This window comes from Pseudomonas sp. BYT-1 (assembly GCF_023611805.1).
Taxonomy (GTDB): Bacteria; Pseudomonadota; Gammaproteobacteria; order Pseudomonadales; family Pseudomonadaceae; genus Aquipseudomonas; species Aquipseudomonas guariconensis.
Genome location: NZ_CP072559.1, coordinates 2,732,175 through 2,750,141, shown reverse-complemented (window position 1 = coordinate 2,750,141; position 17,967 = coordinate 2,732,175). Strand labels below are relative to the sequence as shown.

General features: G+C 61.4%; 22 protein-coding genes and 2 pseudogenes. 12 read left to right on the top strand and 12 right to left on the bottom strand.

Annotated elements, in window-relative coordinates:
* Positions 1 to 37: 37 nt before the first annotated feature.
* The 3 genes and pseudogenes from J5X93_RS12570 to J5X93_RS12560 form a co-directional block, all read right to left on the bottom strand.
* Positions 38 to 169: pseudogene (locus J5X93_RS12570) on the bottom strand (oxidoreductase); the annotation flags it as partial.
* Positions 170 to 1,387 carry an MFS transporter gene (locus J5X93_RS12565; RefSeq protein WP_232092093.1) on the bottom strand — a complete coding sequence of 406 codons (1,218 nt, stop codon included), beginning with the start codon at positions 1,385 to 1,387 and terminating at the stop codon, positions 170 to 172.
* A 12-nt stretch (positions 1,388 to 1,399) separates the two neighbouring features.
* The gene (locus J5X93_RS12560; RefSeq protein WP_182943228.1) at positions 1,400 to 2,026 is read right to left on the bottom strand and encodes a cysteine hydrolase family protein; all 627 of its coding nucleotides are present in this window, start codon (positions 2,024 to 2,026) and stop codon (positions 1,400 to 1,402) included.
* A 210-nt stretch (positions 2,027 to 2,236) separates the two neighbouring features.
* On the opposite strand from J5X93_RS12560, the gene J5X93_RS12555 reads away from it, so the two are divergent.
* Positions 2,237 to 2,734 carry a winged helix-turn-helix transcriptional regulator gene (locus J5X93_RS12555; protein WP_090342826.1) on the top strand — a complete coding sequence of 166 codons (498 nt, stop codon included), beginning with the start codon at positions 2,237 to 2,239 and terminating at the stop codon, positions 2,732 to 2,734.
* Positions 2,735 to 2,809: 75 nt separating this feature from the next.
* Here J5X93_RS12555 and J5X93_RS12550 read toward each other — a convergent pair whose 3' ends face one another.
* Positions 2,810 to 3,739, bottom strand: coding sequence for a LysR family transcriptional regulator (locus J5X93_RS12550; protein ID WP_182943230.1), 930 nt, complete (start codon positions 3,737 to 3,739; stop codon positions 2,810 to 2,812).
* 128 nt (positions 3,740 to 3,867) lie between these two features.
* Here J5X93_RS12550 and J5X93_RS12545 point away from each other — a divergent pair, with 128 nt between their 5' ends.
* From J5X93_RS12545 to J5X93_RS12535, 3 genes and pseudogenes are all read left to right on the top strand, one after another.
* Positions 3,868 to 4,698, top strand: a complete 831-nt coding sequence (locus tag J5X93_RS12545; protein WP_043210490.1) for an oxidoreductase — start codon at positions 3,868 to 3,870, stop codon at positions 4,696 to 4,698.
* A 175-nt stretch (positions 4,699 to 4,873) separates the two neighbouring features.
* Positions 4,874 to 5,182, top strand: a complete 309-nt coding sequence (locus J5X93_RS12540) for a winged helix-turn-helix transcriptional regulator (protein WP_331370680.1) — start codon at positions 4,874 to 4,876, stop codon at positions 5,180 to 5,182.
* Positions 5,092 to 5,415: pseudogene (locus J5X93_RS12535) on the top strand (DHA2 family efflux MFS transporter permease subunit); the annotation flags it as partial. The gene J5X93_RS12540 and the pseudogene J5X93_RS12535, both read left to right, overlap by 91 nt.
* Before the next feature lie 136 nt (positions 5,416 to 5,551).
* Here J5X93_RS12535 and J5X93_RS12530 read toward each other — a convergent pair.
* Positions 5,552 to 5,974 (bottom strand): organic hydroperoxide resistance protein, encoded by a 423-nt coding sequence (locus tag J5X93_RS12530; RefSeq protein WP_043210485.1) that lies wholly within the window; start codon positions 5,972 to 5,974, stop codon positions 5,552 to 5,554.
* Between the two features lie 338 nt (positions 5,975 to 6,312).
* Positions 6,313 to 7,104: an SDR family NAD(P)-dependent oxidoreductase gene (locus J5X93_RS12525; RefSeq protein ID WP_043210482.1), complete on the bottom strand. Its 792-nt coding sequence runs from the start codon at positions 7,102 to 7,104 to the stop codon at positions 6,313 to 6,315.
* A gap of 105 nt (positions 7,105 to 7,209) precedes the next feature.
* On the opposite strand from J5X93_RS12525, the gene J5X93_RS12520 reads away from it, so the two are divergent.
* Positions 7,210 to 8,163: a GlxA family transcriptional regulator gene (locus J5X93_RS12520; protein WP_182943232.1), complete on the top strand. Its 954-nt coding sequence runs from the start codon at positions 7,210 to 7,212 to the stop codon at positions 8,161 to 8,163.
* Positions 8,164 to 8,240: 77 nt separating this feature from the next.
* Here the strand turns inward: J5X93_RS12520 and J5X93_RS12515 are convergent, their stop codons facing one another.
* Positions 8,241 to 9,128: a MerR family transcriptional regulator gene (locus tag J5X93_RS12515; protein ID WP_182943234.1), complete on the bottom strand. Its 888-nt coding sequence runs from the start codon at positions 9,126 to 9,128 to the stop codon at positions 8,241 to 8,243.
* A gap of 154 nt (positions 9,129 to 9,282) precedes the next feature.
* On the opposite strand from J5X93_RS12515, the gene J5X93_RS12510 reads away from it, so the two are divergent.
* From J5X93_RS12510 to J5X93_RS12480, 7 genes are all read left to right on the top strand, one after another.
* Positions 9,283 to 9,729: a PAS domain-containing protein gene (locus tag J5X93_RS12510; RefSeq protein ID WP_043213914.1), complete on the top strand. Its 447-nt coding sequence runs from the start codon at positions 9,283 to 9,285 to the stop codon at positions 9,727 to 9,729.
* A 104-nt stretch (positions 9,730 to 9,833) separates the two neighbouring features.
* Entirely contained in the window at positions 9,834 to 10,256 is a 423-nt protein-coding gene (locus J5X93_RS12505; protein ID WP_182943236.1) for a nuclear transport factor 2 family protein, read from the top strand.
* Positions 10,253 to 11,005 (top strand): SDR family NAD(P)-dependent oxidoreductase, encoded by a 753-nt coding sequence (locus J5X93_RS12500; RefSeq protein ID WP_182943238.1) that lies wholly within the window; start codon positions 10,253 to 10,255, stop codon positions 11,003 to 11,005. Before J5X93_RS12505 ends, J5X93_RS12500 begins: the two co-directional genes overlap by 4 nt.
* Before the next feature lie 6 nt (positions 11,006 to 11,011).
* Positions 11,012 to 12,259, top strand: a complete 1,248-nt coding sequence (locus J5X93_RS12495) for an NAD(P)/FAD-dependent oxidoreductase (RefSeq protein WP_102081663.1) — start codon at positions 11,012 to 11,014, stop codon at positions 12,257 to 12,259.
* Positions 12,256 to 13,065, top strand: coding sequence for a DUF1365 domain-containing protein (locus J5X93_RS12490; protein WP_090342804.1), 810 nt, complete (start codon positions 12,256 to 12,258; stop codon positions 13,063 to 13,065). Before J5X93_RS12495 ends, J5X93_RS12490 begins: the two co-directional genes overlap by 4 nt.
* Positions 13,040 to 14,302 carry an SAM-dependent methyltransferase gene (locus J5X93_RS12485; protein WP_043213926.1) on the top strand — a complete coding sequence of 421 codons (1,263 nt, stop codon included), beginning with the start codon at positions 13,040 to 13,042 and terminating at the stop codon, positions 14,300 to 14,302. The genes J5X93_RS12490 and J5X93_RS12485 overlap by 26 nt, the downstream gene beginning before the upstream one ends.
* The gene (locus tag J5X93_RS12480) at positions 14,299 to 14,790 is read left to right on the top strand and encodes a DUF2878 domain-containing protein (protein WP_102081664.1); all 492 of its coding nucleotides are present in this window, start codon (positions 14,299 to 14,301) and stop codon (positions 14,788 to 14,790) included. The genes J5X93_RS12485 and J5X93_RS12480 overlap by 4 nt, the downstream gene beginning before the upstream one ends.
* On the opposite strand, the gene J5X93_RS12475 is transcribed toward J5X93_RS12480, so the two are convergent.
* The 5 genes from J5X93_RS12475 to J5X93_RS12455 are packed head-to-tail and all read right to left on the bottom strand — an operon-like array spanning position 14,755 to position 17,822.
* Entirely contained in the window at positions 14,755 to 14,910 is a 156-nt protein-coding gene (locus J5X93_RS12475) for a DUF2256 domain-containing protein (protein ID WP_080642134.1), read from the bottom strand. The genes J5X93_RS12480 and J5X93_RS12475 overlap by 36 nt on opposite strands.
* Positions 14,907 to 16,433 (bottom strand): cryptochrome/photolyase family protein, encoded by a 1,527-nt coding sequence (locus J5X93_RS12470; protein ID WP_182943318.1) that lies wholly within the window; start codon positions 16,431 to 16,433, stop codon positions 14,907 to 14,909. Before J5X93_RS12470 ends, J5X93_RS12475 begins: the two co-directional genes overlap by 4 nt.
* An 8-nt stretch (positions 16,434 to 16,441) precedes the next feature.
* On the bottom strand, positions 16,442 to 16,747 hold the full coding sequence (locus tag J5X93_RS12465; protein ID WP_043213933.1) for a DUF6482 family protein: 306 nt from the start codon (positions 16,745 to 16,747) through the stop codon (positions 16,442 to 16,444).
* Positions 16,744 to 17,280 (bottom strand): DUF3833 domain-containing protein, encoded by a 537-nt coding sequence (locus tag J5X93_RS12460; RefSeq protein ID WP_090342788.1) that lies wholly within the window; start codon positions 17,278 to 17,280, stop codon positions 16,744 to 16,746. The genes J5X93_RS12465 and J5X93_RS12460 overlap by 4 nt, the downstream gene beginning before the upstream one ends.
* 2 nt (positions 17,281 to 17,282) lie before the next feature.
* The gene (locus tag J5X93_RS12455; RefSeq protein ID WP_090342785.1) at positions 17,283 to 17,822 is read right to left on the bottom strand and encodes a chalcone isomerase family protein; all 540 of its coding nucleotides are present in this window, start codon (positions 17,820 to 17,822) and stop codon (positions 17,283 to 17,285) included.
* Positions 17,823 to 17,967 lie beyond the last annotated feature (145 nt).

Below are 17,967 nucleotides of genomic sequence, written 5' to 3'. Positions count from 1 at the left end.
TGCTCCGGTTGGTATTTCACTTTGATAGCGATCCAGCCCCCACAAAATCAATCCCCGGAAACCTGGGAAAGTGCCGGGCGATCGGACTGCGGCTTGAGATGCAAAGCGCATCTTTGTAATTCAACGTACTGTGAGACACCGCAACGGTGACACTGCCGACTGGCAATTGTCATCGGATAGCTCTCGGTCCCTCGCCGATCGTAGCGCTCGACTCACGGGGTGCAAGCGCATTGATCACTGCGGCCGCAGTGGACAGCAGGATGCCAACAGCGGCAAGGCCGATCCAGCCGGCCCGGTGCACGCCATAATTCCCCAATGCGGCGCCGATCGCTCCCCCCAGAAAATACGACCCCATGAATAGGGTATTGAGTCGGCTTCTGGCCTCGCTCCTCAGAGTGAATACGCGTGCCTGGTTGGCAACCAGCCCTGCACGATTGCCCATGTCGAGCAGCACCATGCCGAGGATCAGCCAGCCAAGATCTCGCCCGCTCGCTGCAATGCAGGCGAAACCCAGGACGAGGGTCATTGCGCCGGCGAGGACCATGGTGCGTGCGCCCACGCGATCGGTCAGCGCGCCAATATGAGGTGACGCGACGATGCCCAGCAGCGCGACCAGCCCAAACAGACCAATGGTGGCGGAGTCGAGTCCGTATGGAGGTTGTGCCAATAGCGCGGCAAGCGAAGCCCACAGTGCACTGAATGCGGCGAACATCAGCAGGCCGCTCGCCGCGCAGTAACGCAGCACGCCTTCCTGTTTGACCAGGCTGCCTAACGAACCCAGGAGCTGCCCGTAGCTTATCGTCTGCAGGCTGCTGGTGGCGGGCAGGCGCTTGGCAACGATGACCAGCAACAGGACATCGCTGAGCGAGGCCAGAACGAACACGGCTTTCCACCCGGCATGTGCGCCGGCGAAGCCTCCGAGCATGCGCGCCAGTAAAAGACCTGCCGAGAGGCCGCTGAGCAGGCTCCCGACGATGCGACCTCGCTCAGCTGGAATGGCCAACCCCGACAGACAGGGGATGATGAGCTGCGCAGTGATCGCTGTCACGCCGACAAGAAAGCTGCTCACGCACAGCATTGTGAAAGTCGGCGCTACAGCGCAAAGAAGTAAGGCAACGGCATTCCCCGCGATGGCCAGCAGCGCGAGTTGGCGTGGTTGTCGACAATCGGCGAGCGGCACGATGAACAGCAGGCCTAGCGCATAGCCAAGCTGCGTCAGCGTGGCGATCAGGCCGGCCTGTGTCGGCGCCAGGCCAAAGGACGCGGCCATCTGGGGCAGAAGCGGCTGGTGGTAGTAGATAGTCGAGACCGCCAGCGCGCAGCACAGGGCCATAAGCGTGACAAGGCGGCTGGAAACTCCCATTGGCGATGCGCAAGAGGCAGACATGACGCAGCCCCTTCACTGCTGCTGCAAAGTCTGCACGAGCCCACGGGTGTCGACGATGCTGTGCGCAAACGTCGGCCCGTTCAGCTCGTGCGCCGCGTGCATCATTTCCTTGCTGAAGGCGGCTGTCGCATCGCGTACCAGCGTGACGTGATAACCCAACTCCATGGCGAAGCGTGCGGTCGATTCGATGCAGGTGTTCGCCAGCAGGCCGACGACGATCACGTGTGTGATGCCTCGCTGCTTGAGCTGGAAGTCGAGGTCGGTATTGGCGAACCCGCTTTGTCCCCAGTGTTCCTGGATGATGATGTCGCCCTCCTGTGGCACGAAGTCAGGATGCCATTCGCCGCCCCAGGAACCCTTGGCAAAGGTGTGACGTTCCTGGATCAGGCGTTGGGTGGGATTGGGGTGATCCCAGCGGGTGTAGTCGCCGGGCTGCCAGCGCCGATGAGGTACGTAGTACACCTGAATTGCTTGTGCTCGCGCGGCGGCAACGATCGTGCGCAGGTTGTCGAGCAGTCGAACTTCATCCGCGACGCTTCTGAGCATGGAATAAAGCTTGCCGCCATCGGACAGGAAGTCGTTGTAGGGATCGACCAGCAGCAGAGCGGTCCGCTCCGAGGCATACACAGGATGGGTCATGATGGTGCTCCAGATGAAAGGAGAGGCGATCTAGGACGTTTGCTATACCGACAAATGCCGCGCTGCGACAGCGCAAGCCGCATAGGCTTCATATTAACTATGATAATCATAGTGTCAACGGGGGTGAGGCTTTGAGCGTTAATCCATGCGACATGGTTAACCTGGCTGCGTTACTATGAAAACAATAGTTTCTACGGAGAAAACAGCGTGATGCCGAGGCTGGACGTGACAAGCGATACGGTGTGCCCGGTGGCACGCTCGATGGATTTGGTGGGCGACAAATGGACCTTTTTGGTCCTGCGTGAGCTGTACATGGGCGCGACACGCTTCGAGGAAATGCAGATCCAGACCACCGCTACGCCCCAGATGTTGACTTCGCGCCTCAAAGCGCTGGAGGCGAATGGCCTGGTCGAACGCCGGCCCTACAGCGAGAAGCCGCTGCGCTACGAATATCATCTGACCGACAAGGGCTGGGACTTCTATCCTGTGATTTACGCGCTGCGCGCTTGGGGTGAGAAGTGGTGCAAGAACCCGGATGAGGGGTTGGCCGTGCATTTCGTGCACCGCGCCTGCGGCCATGATGTGGGTGTGGCCAGCGTTTGTCCTCACTGCGGCGACGCTGTGGAACGCAAGGACCTGGAAGCGCTGGTCAGCGATCGTTTCATTGCCGAACGCGAGTCTCGCCGAGAAGCCTTCAAGCGGAAGTAGCTGAGGCTAAGACGAGCAACGACGACGTTCCTGGAGCGGCGGTGCAAGCTGCAAACGTCTACTGGGTATAGATCACTACCCCGATCCAGTCGGCGACGCTGTACTGGCCGGGCTCGCGCTATATTCGCGTGCGAACTCGATGAAGGCTTTCAATGCCGCTGGCACCTGCCGCCGGCTTGGGTAATACAAATGCAGCCCCGGATAGTAGTGGCACCAGTCGCCCAGAACCTGCTGCAGATCGCCTCGCTCCAGATGTTCCTTGACCATGTCCTCGAACACATAGGCCAGGCCGATACCTTGCAAGGCAGGCGCCAGCATCAGGCTGACATCACCCAGTATCAACGGGCCTTGGACGTCGACCTCCAGTTGGACACCTCCCCGCTCGAACTCCCAACGGTAAAGTGCGCCACTGGGAAAACGGTGTCCGATACAAGGTAGTTTTTTCAGGTCTTGTGGATGTTGCGGAATGAAATGGCGTTCGAAGAACTCGGGCGAACCGACCACCACCGAGCGCAGATAAGGACCAATGGTCAATGAGACCATATCGGCCTGTAACCGTTCTCCCAGGCGTACACCGGCATCGAAACCGGTACCCACCATATCCACCAAGGCATCGTCGCTGAGAATTTCGAGGTGTACATCCGGGTACGCGACCAGGAAACGCTGGGCCATTGGCAGCAGCGCAAGTTCCGCTGCGGCGCGTCCGGCGGTGATGCGCAGATTGCCAGACGGTTTGTCGCGGAAATTATTGAGATCTTCCAAGGCGTCGGCGATGTCACGGAAGGCCGGTTGCAGCCGCTGGTAAAGGCGCTCCCCGGCCTCGGTAAGGGCGACGCTGCGGGTGGTGCGGTTGAACAACCGCACATCCAGGCGGGTTTCCAGGGCCCGCAGCGCATGGCTCAGGGCCGAAGGTGTAAGCCCCAATTCGACTGCCGCACGACTGAAATTCAGATGGCGGGCAATGCACAGGAAGAGCGACAGATCGGCGGTACTGGCTGGCTTCATTGATGAAAATTACTCAAAGGCCCATGCGATATTCATGGGATTATCACAGTAAATCAAAAATCTTAAAGTTCGCTCAACTCATCGAGAAGGCCCCGCACGGTGCAGGGTCGGATACAGGAGGAGTTGACATGCGTACTTGGCTCATTACCGGCGCTTCCCGTGGTTTCGGCACCCTGATCGTCCAGCAGGCCCTCGCGGCAGGCGATGCAGTCATCGCAACGGCGCGTAAACCGGAGGACATCGAGGCCCGTCTTGGTCAGCACCCGAACCTGCTGGCCGTGCGCCTGGACGTGACCGGCGAAGAAGAGGCTTACGCAGCGGTCGCTGCTGGCATCGAGCGCTTTGGGCAAATCGACGTGCTGGTCAACAATGCCGGGTTCGGCGTGCTCGGCGCGGTCGAAGAAACCAGCGCCAGCGAAACCGAGCGGTTGTTCGCCACCAACGTCTTCGGTGTACTGAATGTCACTCGTGCGGTATTGCCCCATATGCGCCGGCAGCGCAGTGGTCATGTGATCAACATCTCGTCGCTCGGCGGCTACCAGGCTTATATGGGCTGGGGCGTGTATGGCTCGACCAAGTTCGCCGTCGAAGGCATCAGCGAAGCGATGCATCAGGAGCTGGCCCCCTTGGGTATCAAGGTGACTGTGGTCGAACCAGGCTTTTTCCGCACCGACTTCCTGGATGAGCAGTCCCTGGTGAAAACGGCTCTGGAACTGCCGGATTACGCCTCCACCGTCGGTGTCATGCGCAATTATGCCGAAGCGGCCAACCATGCCCAGCCGGGCAACCCTGCAAAGCTGGCCGAAGCCCTGATGACCTTGGCCAACGCGGCCAACCCACCGTTGCGCCTGGCCTTGGGCAGTGATGCCGTCGCGCGTATCGAGGCCAAGCACAGCGCAGTCGAGCAGGAGCTGGCACGGTGGCGAGCGCTGTCCCTGTCCACTGACTTTGCCTCGTAACCTTCGTTGGGGCACTAAACCTGAACCGGGCGCGCCGGCTCAGGTTTTTTGTGGCGGATAGTAGGCTCATCCAAGCATGAAACCCAAGGTCAACGTCATGAAAAAAGCCAGCTTTCAACCCATGCCCTGCCCTGTAGCCCGAGCGCTGGAACACATCGGTGATGGCTAGAGCCTGTTGGTCCTGCGCGACGCGTTCTATGGCTTGCGTCGGTTCGATGAGTTCCAGCGCAGCCTGGGCATCGCCACCAACACGCTTACTCGTCGGCTGACCGACCTGGTCACCGCCAGCTTGCTCGAGCACCGACCCTACCAGAGCAACCCGCCACGCTTCGAGTACCTGCTCACCGAGGCCGGGCGTGACTTGCGGCCTGTGATCCTGACGCTGATGGCCTGGGGCGCAAAGCTATCGCCGCCTGCGCCACCGTGCTCAACCTGCATTTCCTGCGCCTTGCCGAGCACCTTAACGGTCAAAACGAGACAATGAATACCTGGATCGAGCAATGGAGCAGCAACGCCCAGGCTCTCGGCCAGGACAGCCTGGACGCCAGCCACACCGCACTGCGCCAGCTCTGGGCACTGACGTGGCGTGAAGCGCAAACGTTGACCTATGCCGACGCCTTCCTGGTGATCATGGCGTGTTTCGCGTTGGCCACGCTGCTCGTGCCGTTGATGCGCAAGGTACAACCCCCAGCACAACCGTCGGCTGACGCCCATTGACCCCTCTCGAAGCGCCCTCTTCGTCTTTTGTGGGTACAGGCTTTCAGTTTTTGCGCTATGCGCAGCAGCGCAGCCCATACAACAAGAAGCCCGCGTACCTAATCAGTTACGCGGGCTGGGGTGTATCTGAACGCCATCACAGCATCACGAAACCCACTTCGATATTGCCGCGGGTCGCTTTCGAGTACGGGCATATCTGATGCGCCTCAGCTACCAGCTTCTCCTTTTCCTCGGCGGCCAGGCCAGGCAAGCGCACCGTGAGTTGGGCAGCCAGCGCGAAACCGCCGTCTGCGGTATTGCCCAGGGAAACATCGGCATCCACTGCTACATCGTCAGGCAGGCGAATGTTGTACTTCTGCCCCGCGCGGCGCAGGGCACCAATGAAGCAGGCAGACCACCCGATGGCGAACAGCTGCTCGGGGTTGGTGCCCGGGCGACCGGAGCCTGGCGGGCTCAGCGGCAGGTCGAGCTCGCCATCGACAGATTGGCCGCGCCCATCGCGGCCACCGGTCGTATGGGTATGGGCGGTGTAGAGGATCGTTGTCAGGGTATTGGGCATGGTAGTTCTCCAAAGGGCATGCTGCCCTCCCCGACCAGGCACACAGGGAGGGCGTTGGCTGCGATCAGTGCTTGGCCTGGCTCAGTTTGCTGCACAGGTGTGCGGAAAATGGGTTGTCGTTGTCCGCGATGGGGGCTTGCGGAACTGCAGGCCTCGTCCAGGTGGGGCCATTTCACGTCCCGCCTGTATCGCCGATGTATCCGAAGGTGGCGGCATTTGTATGCCAGAGCGTCGGACATCGGCGCTGTACACACAGTGATACGGTTCTGTGACTGGACGTTTCCGAAAATGAGGCAGCCCTCGCGAGGGCCGCTTCACCTCGTACGGCATGACGAACGTCAGCTGCGGTAGCGTGTCGCGGGAGTCCTCAACGAAAGATTCGGCATCAACGCTTGCCGCGCCGCCTCGTAACGTTCCAGGTCACCCAGGTCGGGCAAGGACGGGATCGTGATGAACTCTCCTTGGTCCAGCCCGGCAAGCGCCGCGTCCACCATGTCGTCAGCCTTCATGACGATCTCGCCCGGCAGGTAATCCAGGGGTGTGCCTGCTGCCGCCCAAAAGTCGGTCGCCGTCGCACCAGGCAGTACCACCTGAACCCTAACGTGCTTGTCCGCAAGCTCGTGGTGCAGGGATTGGCTGAATGCCAGCACGAACGCCTTGGTGCCTCCATACACGCCGTTGAGCCGTTCAGGCGCAAGGGCCACGACGGAGGCGATATTGATGAGCGTGCCCTGGCGCGCGACCAAGCCTGGAACCGCGGCATAGGTCAAACGCGTCAACACGTTCACGTTGAGCGTGATCATGTCTTGCATTTTGTCGACGTCCGACTCCAGAAGCGGCTGCGTGGCCCCCACTCCGGCATTGTTCACCAGCAAGGTAATGCTGGCGTCAGTGCGCAGCAGCAATTCCACTTGGCGCAGGTCATCTGGGTTGCCAAGGTCGGCTGCCACCACTTCGACGGAACGGCCAGTCTCGTCAGTCAGGCGCTTGGCCAAGGCATTCAGGCGTTCGCGGTTTCGCGCGACCAGGATCAGGTCATAGCCACGATGGGCCAGACGCTCGGCGTAGAGGGCACCGATACCGGATGAGGCGCCGGTGATGAGGGCGGTACCAGGATGGGACTGAGTCATGATGCATCTCCAGGGTTGGGGTGGGTCTGGAGAACAGGATGCAGGGGGATGACGGTATCTCAAATGACGTATAAGGTACTGTTTCCGGACATTGGGGAGTAGGCAATGCATCGCATCAGCTATTTGCTGGCAGACGGGTTCCAAGTGCTTTCGCTGGCCACCCAGGCCGCGTTCGAACTGGCCAACATCGCCGCGCAAGACATCTTCTACACTGTCGAGAACTTCTCGCTCGAAGGCGGCAAGGTGCGTTCGTCCCTGGGCTTGGCCCTCGATACCCAGCCACTCGAAACGCCCCGCCTGACCGACACCTGGATCATCGTCGGAGTCACCAACCCCTTGGAGGTGCCCACCTCGGCGGCGACCCTGGAGTTCCTTCGCCAGGCGAGCACCCATGCCAGGCGCACCGTGGGCCTGTGCACTGGCGCTTTCATCCTCGCCGAGGCGGGGCTGCTGTCAGGGCGTAGAGCCACGACACACTGGGCATTCGCCCGCGAGATGCAACGGCGTTATCCGGATATCAGCGTCGAGGAAGACCGCATCTATATCGCCGACGGTACCCTCTGGACGTCGGCAGGCATGACCGCAGGGCTCGACCTGGCGCTCGGGCTGGTGGAAAAGGACCTCGGCGCGGACATCGCGCGGTCGGTGGCACGCAAGCTAGTGATGCAGCAGTACCGCTCCGGCGGACAGTCCCAACACTCCGAACTGCTGCACCTCGCCCCTAAGTCCGACCGGATCCAGCGTGCGCTGGACTATGCACGCCAGCATCTGAACCGCCCACTAGGCGTCGAGGAGCTGGCAGAGGTGGTGAACCTGAGCCCACGTCAGTTCTCCAGGGTCTTCAGCGCCGAAACCGGGCACTCCCCAGCCAAGGCGATCGAGGGACTAAGGCTGGAGGCGGCACGCCTGATGATCGAGCAAAGCCGGCATCCCTTGGACGTGGTCGCCCAGGAAACCGGCTTTCGCGACCGTCGTCATATGCGCGAGGTGTTCCTGCGGGGCTTCGGCATACCACCGCAAGCGATACGCCGGGATGCCCGTCGCCCGATGCCCTCTTGAGGACTCGGTTGTTGGCATTCACAAGCAAGCTTTCAGTTAGAACCGGTCCGAAGGGCAAGGCAACTCCCAAGACCGGATTACAGATCCAGCTCACCTCTGATCAACGCCCCGAGCGTCTGGGCAACATCGGATCGTTGCGCATTCAGCAAGCCCACCGGAGTGCCCTGCAGAAGCGCCTTGGAAGCGTCCAGTTCGTCTCCCATGAGCGCCAGTGGACAGGCAATCTCCATATGCAACCAACGCAGTCGCTTGGCCAGCTGTGGGCTTATCACTCCCTGCACCACAACCACCAAGGCAGCCGGCTGCAGCGTTGCGCACAACAAAGGCAGCTCTTCAAACGGTTGGCCGCAGCCGAGCACCTCGACGCGCTGTTGATCGCTGCTCAACAACCGGCCAGCGCACAGTAGCTCGAACTCGGCTTGCTCCTGCAGACCTGCCAGTAATACGGGCGGCACCTCAGGCTGGTTCATTTGAAGGCGCATCAACAAGCGGGCGCGCAGGAAATTATCCAGATACAGCCATTGGCTGCGTTCGCCGAAGCCGTCACCTGAAGCCAGTTCATGCCAGACTGGCAACAACACCTCCCGCAACACAGTCACCTTAGGCAGAACAGTCCACAATTGACCGTGCACGGCTTCCAGCGCCCGTCCATCGAATGCCCGTGCAGCCCGCGCCACGGCATCGCGCCACTGCTGGAAGACGCTGTTCGGCTCCGGGGCTGGCTGATGGTCACCGATGAGCCTTTCGCCGACTTTGCTGATCGGCAGCCCATTGGCTGTCCAGCGCTGGATGTCGCGAATTCGCTGAACGTCCTTGGCCGTGTACAGGCGATGGCCGCCCTCGGTGCGTTGCGGACGGATCAGTCCATGGCGACGTTCCCAGGCACGCAAGGTCACCGGATTGATGCCAGTCAGGCTGACCACATCGCGCATGGGCAGTAGGTCGGTTGGTACGGACTCAGTCATTGCGAGCAGTCATCTGAACGGTGGATTACTCTAAACCTATACAGACCTTCTGCGCCGTGCAACCTTAGGTCATCATGCAGCGAATCGTGCCGTAGCTCTACGCTCGGAAGCTACGCTGCGCTTACCGCACATGAAGATTCGGGTGGGCTGGCTAATGATCAATGCAAAACTGCTGCAACTGATGGTCGAAAACTCCAACGATGGCATCGTCGTCGCCGAGCAAGAGGGCAACGACAGCATCCTCATCTATACCAACCCCGCTTTCGAGCGCCTGACCGGCTATCGAGCGGACGACATCCTTTATCAGGACTGTCGATTCCTCCAGGGCCAGGACCATGACCAGCCCGGCGTCGCCTCGATCCGTGAGGCGATTCGTGCAGGCCAGCCTTGCCGCCAGGTCCTTCGCAACTACCGCAAGGACGGCAGCCTGTTCTGGAATGAACTGTCCATCACGCCTGTGCGCAACGAAGCGGACCAGTTGACCTATTACATTGGCATCCAGCGTGACGTCTCGGCCCAGGTCTTCGCCGAGGAACGGGTCCGGGAGCTGGAAGCGGAAGTCGCCGATCTGCGCCGGCAACTGAGCGAGGCCAAGTCCTGATCGAAAAAGCTGTACAGCTATCATTTTGTGTATAGCTTTTATGGCAGGCTTCAGCTATACCTGTACAACAAATCGCGGTTGTACAGGTTTTTCTGGAGCCAAGCATGTCAGCCTATCTGCAACAGTTCGCCGAGCGCTTCGCCCAACTCGATGGCAGTCGTCTCCATGGGCTGGAAAAACTGTACGCCGACGACATCACCTTTCGTGATCCCTTGCATGAAATTCAGGGGCTTGAGGCCCTGAGGGCCTACTTCGCCCAGCTGTATGCCAACACCCACGACATCCGCTATGTCTTCTGCGGCGCTAATGAAGTTTCACCCGGCGAAGGCTACCTACGCTGGAGCTTGCAGTTTCGCCACCCCCGACTGGCCCGCAACCGGCCGGTCAGCTTGCAAGGATGCAGCTACCTGCGATGGCGTGAACGTGTCCATTTTCACCAGGACTACTTCGATGCCGGTGCCCTGCTCTATGAGCATCTTCCGGTCATGGGCTGCGCGATCCGCTGGCTCAAAGGCAGGTTGGCATGAGCCGCTGCTGGTTGACCGGAGCAAGCAGCGGGCTGGGCGCTGCGCTTGCGCAATGCCTGTTGGAGCAGGGTCATCACGTTGCCCTAGGCGGTCGTCACGAGCAACGCCTTGCCCCTTTGGTGGAGCATTTTCCCGGGCAGGTTCTGCTGGCTGTCGGCGACGTCGATGACCCTATCCAGATCGCTCGGATCGCAGCGCAGATCAAGGCTGCCTGGGGAGCGCTGGATTTGGTGATCCTCAATGCGGGCACGTGCGAGTACCTGGAACCTGGTCATTTCGACCCGGCCATGGTCGAGCGGGTGATGCGCACCAACTTTCTGGGCGTCAGCCAGTGCCTGGCCGCTGCCCTGCCCTTGCTTCGCGCTGGCAAACGTCCTCATTTGGTGGTGGTGGGCAGCTCGGTTACCTGGCTGGCTTTGCCCCGGGCAGGCGCCTATGGCGCCTCCAAGGCCGCCGTGCGTTATTTGGTGGAGTCTCAACGCATCGACCTGGCCCACGAAGGCATCGATGTCACGTTGGTCAGCCCAGGCTTCATCGACACGCCTCTGACCCGTCGTAACGACTTCCCCATGCCACAGCTGTGGTCAGCCGAACGCGCCGCACGGCACATCGTCAGGCACCTGCACCGACGTCCGCTGGAGATCAACTTCCCAGGCCTTTTCACCTGGGTGTTGCGTGTGCTGGGTCGACTCCCGCCACGCGCCCGTCTGGCGCTGGGCCGGCGTCTGGCACGTCATGAACAGGAATGAAACGCCATGCGTATAGCGATTATTGGCAGCGGTATCGCGGGCCTGACCTGTGCCCACCTACTGTCTCGCAGACACGAAATCACGGTGTTCGAGGCCAGCGACTGGGTCGGAGGCCACACCCATACCGTCGATGTGGACTGGTGCGGCGAACGCCATGCGATAGACACCGGCTTCATCGTCTTCAACGACTGGACCTACCCGAACTTCATTCGCTTGCTCGATCAGCTCCAGGTGGCTTCACAGCCAACCGAGATGAGCTTTTCTGTCCATGATCCGCTCACCGGGCTGGAGTACAACGGTCACAACCTGAACACGTTGTTCGCTCAACGCCGTAATCTGATCAGCCCACCGTTCTGGGCGATGCTGCGCGATATCCTGCGTTTCAACCGGCAGGCACTGGACGATCTGGACGCACGGCGGATCGATACCTCCACCACCCTGGGCGCCTACCTCCAGGCTCAAGGCTATGGCCAGCGCTTCATCGAGCACTACATCGTGCCCATGGGGTCGGCGATCTGGTCGATGTCCCGGACGCAGATGCTGGGTTTCCCCCTGCAATTCTTCGTGCGCTTCTGTCGTAACCACGGCTTGCTCTCGGTCAATCGACGTCCGCAGTGGCGGGTCGTCCAGGGTGGCTCGAGAAGTTACATCGCCCCTCTTTGCCGACCGTTCGCCGAGCGTATTCGCCTGAACTGCAAGGTGCATCGTGTCGGACGCGACGAGGGAGGCGTCACGCTGCTCAGTGCCGCTGGCACCGAACGGTTCGACAGTGTGGTCTTCGCCTGCCACAGCGATCAGGCACTGGCGCTGCTGGAGACCCCCAGCGTTGAAGAGCGCGCCGTGCTGGGCGCCATCGGCTATGCGCAGAACGACGTGGTACTGCACACCGATCAGCGTCTACTGCCACAGCGAAAGAAGGCCTGGGCCAGTTGGAACTATCGACTGGGTGGCCCCGCGCATGCCCCAGCTGCGGTGACCTACAACATGAACATCCTGCAAGGTATCCAGGCACCGGTGACGTTCTGTGTAAGCCTCAACCAGACCGCGCTCATCGACCCTGCACAGATCATCGCCCGCTTCTGCTACGCCCACCCGCAGTACAGCCTCGCAGCGTCAGAAGCCCAGACGCGCCAGGCACGACTTCAAGGCTACAAGCACAGCTATTTCTGCGGCGCTTACTGGGGCAACGGCTTTCACGAAGACGGTGTGGTCAGCGCGCTGCAGGTGGCCCGGCACTTTGGAGAAACACTGTGAACAGTGGTCTTTGCCTGGGTTGGCTCAGTCATCGCCGACTGTCCCCGCGGTACCACGCGTTCCGCTACCGCATCGGCATGTTCTATCTGGACCTGGATGAACAAGCCTGGCTGATGAGCCTATCCCGTTGGCTGGGTAGCAGACGACTGTCGCCGCTGAACTGGCGCCAGACCGACTACCTGCCAGCGCTGACCCGCCAGGGGGAGCCGCTGGCCGAGGCTGCCCGCTTGCTCGTTGAACAGGCAACGGGGCACAGGCCCGAAGGCCCGGTCCACTTGCTGACCCAATTGCGCTGCTGGGGGCTGTCGTTCAATCCGGTGAGTTTCTATTTCTGCCACGACCGCCATGGACACCTGACGGCGATCCTACTGGAGGTGCGCAACACCCCATGGCATGAGCGGTTTCACTATGTCCTGCCGGTGCAAGGCCGCCTGGACAGGCCTTTCTCCATGGCCAAGGCCTTTCATGTATCGCCGTTCATGCCCTTGGACATGGACTACCGACTGCAGTTGTCCCTGAACCTCAAGTCGGTGCGCATCCATATGGAGAACTGGCAAGGCTGCCAAAAGGTGTTCGAAGCCGATTTGGCCTTGCAGCGCCAACCGCTGGATCGCAAAGCGTTGCATCGATACCTGCTGAGCTTTCCCTGGATGAGCCTGCGCACCGTCTCGGCCATCTATTGGCAGGCCCTGCGCCTTTTGTTCAAGCGCACTCCCATCCATGACCACACCGCCAGCCGGGGCAGCCTGGCACTCGGCCAACCTTGCGAGGACCCTGATCATGTCGAATCCCACCCTGAGCGTTAGCAAGACCACGGTCCTGGCACCCTTGCTTGGCGCATTGGCCCGAACAGTCGTGCTCGCACAACTGGGCAAGCTCCGTCACGGCCATCTCCGGCTGCTCTGCCATGGACAGCAATGGAGCTTCGGAGAGGCCAGCAGCCCCTTGCAGGCTGAAGTGGAAGTGCTCGATGACGCAACCTGGAGCCTGATCGCCGGTAACGGCTCGATCGGCGCGGGCGAAGCTTATATCCATGGGTATTGGCGCAGCCCGGATCTTGCACGGGTGACCCGCCTGTTCGTGGCCAACCTGGACGTGCTGGACGCACTCGAAGGCGGGCTTGCGCGGTTAGGGCGACCTGCCCTGCGGCTACTGCACCGATTGAACCGTAACAGCAGGCGAGGAGCCCGGCGCAACATCCTCGCCCACTACGATCTGGGCAACGCCCTGTTCGAACAATTGCTGGACCCGACCATGATGTATTCGGCCGCCCAGTTCGAATACCCCGAGCAGTCCCTGGAGCAGGCCCAGTTGCACAAGCTCGAGCGCATCTGCCAGAAACTGGAGCTGCGTGCACAGGATCATCTGCTGGAGATCGGCTGTGGCTGGGGCAGCCTGGCCATCCACGCCGCCACTCATTTCGGCTGCCGTGTCACCACCACAACCTTGTCGCAAGCGCAGTATGCCTATACGCAAGCACGTGTGCGGGCCCTCGGACTGGAACAACAGATCACAGTTCTGTGCGATGACTATCGCGACCTCAAAGGTACCTTCGACAAGCTGGTGTCCATCGAAATGATCGAAGCGGTCGGTCACCGCTACCTACCGGTTTATTTCCGCCAGTGCGCCGCGTTGCTCAAGCCCGACGGGTTGATGCTGTTGCAGGCGATCACCATCCGTGACCAGCGCTACGCCCAGGCTCGGCGCTCGGTGGACTTCATCCAGCGTTACATCTTTCCCGGCGGCGCCCTTCCCTCGCTGAGCGTGCTGCTGGACACCGCCAGCCGCCAGACTGCGCTCAACCTCATACACCTGGAAGACTTTGGCCTGGATTACGCCCGAACCCTTGAGCACTGGCGCGACAACCTGCGCAAAAGTCGAACGCTGCTGGCCGACCAAGGCTATGACGATACGTTCCAGCGCCTGTGGGAGTTCTATCTGTGTTATTGCCAGGGCGGCTTCGAGGAACGGGCCATCGGCGTAGCGCAGTTGTTGTGGGCGGCGCCTCAGGCCCGACGTGCGCCCTTGCCCGCACTTCGATGATCAAGCGCTACGGGGTGATTGCCAATGCCCTATGGTTGCAGGCCGGCTGGTGGGCCTGCGTGCTGGGCGCCAAGGCCCCTGGGTGGTTGCTGGTGGTGCCCATCGGCCTGGCCATTCACCTGTACCTGTGCCCGGACTTCAGGGCAGAGGTCAGAGCCGTAGCACGCACAGCGCTGGCTGGCAGTGTGCTCGATAGCGTATTGGGCGCAATGGGTGTGTTCAGGTTCGACGCATGGCCGCTCCCGCTGTGGCTGGTGTTGCTATGGCTGGTGTTGGCCAGCGGCTTGCGACACAGCCTGGCGTGGGCGGGCTGGCCTTTCTGGCGCGGTGCGCTGGCCGGTGCGCTGACAGGTCCTTTGGCCTATCTGGGCGGAGCCCGTCTGGCCGAGGTCAGCTTGCCGCTGGGCCCGTTGGCAACAGGCCTTCTACTGATACCGGTGTGGGCGCTGGCCCTACCGCTGCTGGTACGCATCGCGGCGTGGCGCTGACCGACGGCATCGCTGGGAGCAGTATCGCACCTGCTCCCAGCATCGGGCCCAACGCTTGCGCCAGTTGAAAGGCCGGCCACAGACCACGCAGACCTTGCTTGGCAACAAACGCTTGTTCACAGGCAGTCCCCCGCATCGAGACGCGCCAGTAACGTCTGACCACGGCGCCATACAGCCTCGCGCCGCGCCGGTGCCATGCCATCGAGGTTCCGATAGACCAGCGCCAGGCGAGGGTTATGCGCGAGCTGCGCGCGGTGACGGATGAGAAAGTGCCAGTACAACGCATTGAATGGGCAGGCATCGGCTTCTGTCGCCTGTTCGACCTTGTAGCTGCAGGCCTTGCAATGATCGGACATCCGCTGGATGTAGCGACCACTGGCACAGTACGGTTTGGACCCCAGGTAACCACCATCGGCATGCATCACCATGCCCAGTGTGTTGGGCAGCTCGACCCAGTCGAACGCGTCCAGGTACACCGATAGGTACCACTGGCAAATGGCTGTCGGCGCGATGCCCGCGAGCAAGGCGAAGTTGCCGGTCACCATCAGGCGCTGGATGTGGTGCGCATAGCCCAACTTCAGGGTCTGTTCGATGACCTGCGCCATGCACCGCATGCGGGTGCGTCCGGTCCAGTAGAAGTCCGGCAACGGCCGGGTGTTGTGCAAATGGTTGAGCTCAGCGTACGCCGGCATGCGTAACCAATAGATGCCTCGCACATATTCGCGCCAGCCGATCAACTGCCTGATGAAACCTTCGGCGGCGTTCAACGGCACCCGCCCCTCCCGCCACGCGGTGTCCACGTCTTCGCACACACGCCGCACATCCAGCAATCCGATATTCAGGGCTGCGCTGATGCGGGCATGGAACAGGTAGGGTTCGCCCTCGGCCATGGCGTCTTGATAGTCCCCAAAGGCCGCCAGGCCGTAGTCCAGAAAATGGCGCCACAGCTGCTGCGCCTGGTCATGGGTCACGGGGTAGTCGAAGCCGTCCACGGCGCCGTAATGGTCGCTGAAGTGTTGGCGAACCAAGGCCACGACCGCCGAAGTGATGGCGTCCTGCTCGAAGTGGGCTGGAAACGGCCCGCGCAATCCTCGTGGCAATGGCTTGCGATTGTCACCATCGAAATTCCAAGCGCCTCCAGCGGGGCTGCCGTCTGGCTCCAAGAGCAAGCCGCAGCGTTTGCGCATTCCCCGGTAGAAATGCTCCATGCGCAGTCCAGAGCGCCCTTGGGCCCAGCGCGCGAACGCTTCGCGCGAGCAGAGAAAGCGGGTATCGCGGTGCCACACCAGCGGCAGCTGAGCATCCCGTAGCGCCTGTTCCAGGCGCCATTCTCCGCACTCGGTCACATGTATTTGCGTAGCGCCCAGTGATTGTCGCCAACGTTGCAGCTCACCGACGATGGTCCCGCTGTTGTCAGCCGCGTCGAAGGCCACGTAATGCACTTGCCAGCCGCGCGCTCGCAAAGCGAGCGCAAAATGGCGCATGGCACTGAAGATGAGCACGATTTTTTGCGGGTGATGCGGCACGTAGCGAGCCTCCTGCGCCACTTCCGCCATCAGGATCGCATCGTGGGCAGGGTCCAGCGCGGCGAGGCTGGCCAGGTCGAATGACAGCTGATCACCCAGAACCAGCCCCAGGCGCACCTTCCTGGCTACCACTGGCTGGCCAAGGTCAGCGGCATCCGCAACGGCGCGACGGGGCCGTCCCTTTGTCCGCACATTTCATCATGTACCACCTGCTGCACCAGCATGCACGGCACCGGGGGCAGGTTGGCCAGAAGCTCGCGCAGCTCAGTGGTAGAACGCAATCGAATGGCCTGCCCGCGCTCATCGCTCAGGGTGACCGGGCTGGTCCCGGTCATCGCGCGCAAGACATAGAACCCGCCTTCGAGCGACAGCAGCTCAAGTGACTCGACCTCGCCGGCCGATACCCGCTGGGAGAGTGTGTTCAGGTTCATGGTGTGCCCTCCGGCAGACGGCGGAAGAACAGCGTGATCTGGCCGATCTCCACGCCCAGTTTGCTCATGCTCGAGCGGTTGATGAGGGTGTCGTCATCTATCAGGTACATCCAGTCGTCCAGGTCAACCTTCCAGTGCCTCCCATCGACCGGCAGATCGAGCTGGTAACGCCATCTCAGGGCGTTGCCCGCTACTTCTCCACGGGCTTGCCCAATTACATCCCCGGCTGTTCCGCGCCAACGACCAGGGCCGTCCGGCACCAATGTCCAGGTTCGTTGCTGACGTGTGCCGTCGCTGTAGAGAAAGTGCTCGTCTAGGATCAAGCGCTCGCCTTCCCGACGGCTGTCGATACGTACTACAAAGCGCTTGACCACTTCTCCGGAGCGCTTTTGGAACATTCCCCAAGCCTGTACCGGCCGCGAGAAGAAGGCCGCCAGGTCAAGGCGGGGCTGCTCAGCGGCATACCGCTCGACCCCGACGTTGCCACAACTGCCCAGCAGCAGGCAGGCGGTCAGCAATAGCGCTTTGTACATGTTCAGTTTCCTCGGTCGTCATCGGCCAGGCCGAGCAGGCGCTGGCGCAATTGAGGATCCCGGGCTCGCGGATCCAGCCAGATAGCGAAGAACGCCCGGGCGAACGCCGGATCGGCGACCTCACGAGCGAGCCGTCCGTCGACATAGAAGCGGCAGCCCTCCTGTGGCAAGTACACCCCCGTGATGCGCATGCCCGGACGTACATCCACGAAGGCCGCTGCCATGGTGTCTGACCAGGCGCTGATCTGCCGGTCCGTCACACTGCCGCCTCCCAGGCGCCGCATTTCCTGAAGGCTGGCCTGCACCAGCGTGTCCCGGGATAGAGAGCGGTGGTAGGTCAATTCAAGGGCGAAGGGCTGGCTCCAGTCCTGCACCGGTCCGGCGGCCCACAACCGAGCGCTGTACAGGCGCAGACCGAACCAGGTGAACTCCCCCTCGCCGAGCCGCTGCGCGGCCGGCAGCGCAGCCCGCCAGTCCGCAGAGACCGACGACATCGTGCCGAACAGCAAACAGAGACAGACCATCCGAACCAGGTATGCCATGACGAGCCTGTATGCACCAGAATCTATACAAAGGCTAGCCACTTGTACAACTTAAATCAAACTGTGTATAGATTTTAAAAATCTCGCGGTAGATCCATATGTCCGCTCTGTCCCTTTGCAACAGGTGTCCTTGACCTTCAGAATG

What these genes read in the sequence shown, in the direction of transcription:
- J5X93_RS12565 (WP_232092093.1), bottom strand. Translation starts at nt 1,387, where the DNA reads ATGTCTGCCTCTTGCGCATCGCCAATGGGAGTTTCCAGCCGCCTTGTC.
- J5X93_RS12560 (WP_182943228.1), bottom strand. Translation starts at nt 2,026, where the DNA reads ATGACCCATCCTGTGTATGCCTCGGAGCGGACCGCTCTGCTGCTGGTC.
- J5X93_RS12555 (WP_090342826.1), top strand. Translation starts at nt 2,237, where the DNA reads ATGCCGAGGCTGGACGTGACAAGCGATACGGTGTGCCCGGTGGCACGC.
- J5X93_RS12550 (WP_182943230.1), bottom strand. Translation starts at nt 3,739, where the DNA reads ATGAAGCCAGCCAGTACCGCCGATCTGTCGCTCTTCCTGTGCATTGCC.
- J5X93_RS12545 (WP_043210490.1), top strand. Translation starts at nt 3,868, where the DNA reads ATGCGTACTTGGCTCATTACCGGCGCTTCCCGTGGTTTCGGCACCCTG.
- J5X93_RS12530 (WP_043210485.1), bottom strand. Translation starts at nt 5,974, where the DNA reads ATGCCCAATACCCTGACAACGATCCTCTACACCGCCCATACCCATACG.
- J5X93_RS12525 (WP_043210482.1), bottom strand. Translation starts at nt 7,104, where the DNA reads ATGACTCAGTCCCATCCTGGTACCGCCCTCATCACCGGCGCCTCATCC.
- J5X93_RS12520 (WP_182943232.1), top strand. Translation starts at nt 7,210, where the DNA reads ATGCATCGCATCAGCTATTTGCTGGCAGACGGGTTCCAAGTGCTTTCG.
- J5X93_RS12515 (WP_182943234.1), bottom strand. Translation starts at nt 9,128, where the DNA reads ATGACTGAGTCCGTACCAACCGACCTACTGCCCATGCGCGATGTGGTC.
- J5X93_RS12510 (WP_043213914.1), top strand. Translation starts at nt 9,283, where the DNA reads ATGATCAATGCAAAACTGCTGCAACTGATGGTCGAAAACTCCAACGAT.
- J5X93_RS12505 (WP_182943236.1), top strand. Translation starts at nt 9,834, where the DNA reads ATGTCAGCCTATCTGCAACAGTTCGCCGAGCGCTTCGCCCAACTCGAT.
- J5X93_RS12500 (WP_182943238.1), top strand. Translation starts at nt 10,253, where the DNA reads ATGAGCCGCTGCTGGTTGACCGGAGCAAGCAGCGGGCTGGGCGCTGCG.
- J5X93_RS12495 (WP_102081663.1), top strand. Translation starts at nt 11,012, where the DNA reads ATGCGTATAGCGATTATTGGCAGCGGTATCGCGGGCCTGACCTGTGCC.
- J5X93_RS12485 (WP_043213926.1), top strand. Translation starts at nt 13,040, where the DNA reads ATGTCGAATCCCACCCTGAGCGTTAGCAAGACCACGGTCCTGGCACCC.
- J5X93_RS12480 (WP_102081664.1), top strand. Translation starts at nt 14,299, where the DNA reads ATGATCAAGCGCTACGGGGTGATTGCCAATGCCCTATGGTTGCAGGCC.
- J5X93_RS12465 (WP_043213933.1), bottom strand. Translation starts at nt 16,747, where the DNA reads ATGAACCTGAACACACTCTCCCAGCGGGTATCGGCCGGCGAGGTCGAG.
- J5X93_RS12460 (WP_090342788.1), bottom strand. Translation starts at nt 17,280, where the DNA reads ATGTACAAAGCGCTATTGCTGACCGCCTGCCTGCTGCTGGGCAGTTGT.
- J5X93_RS12455 (WP_090342785.1), bottom strand. Translation starts at nt 17,822, where the DNA reads ATGGCATACCTGGTTCGGATGGTCTGTCTCTGTTTGCTGTTCGGCACG.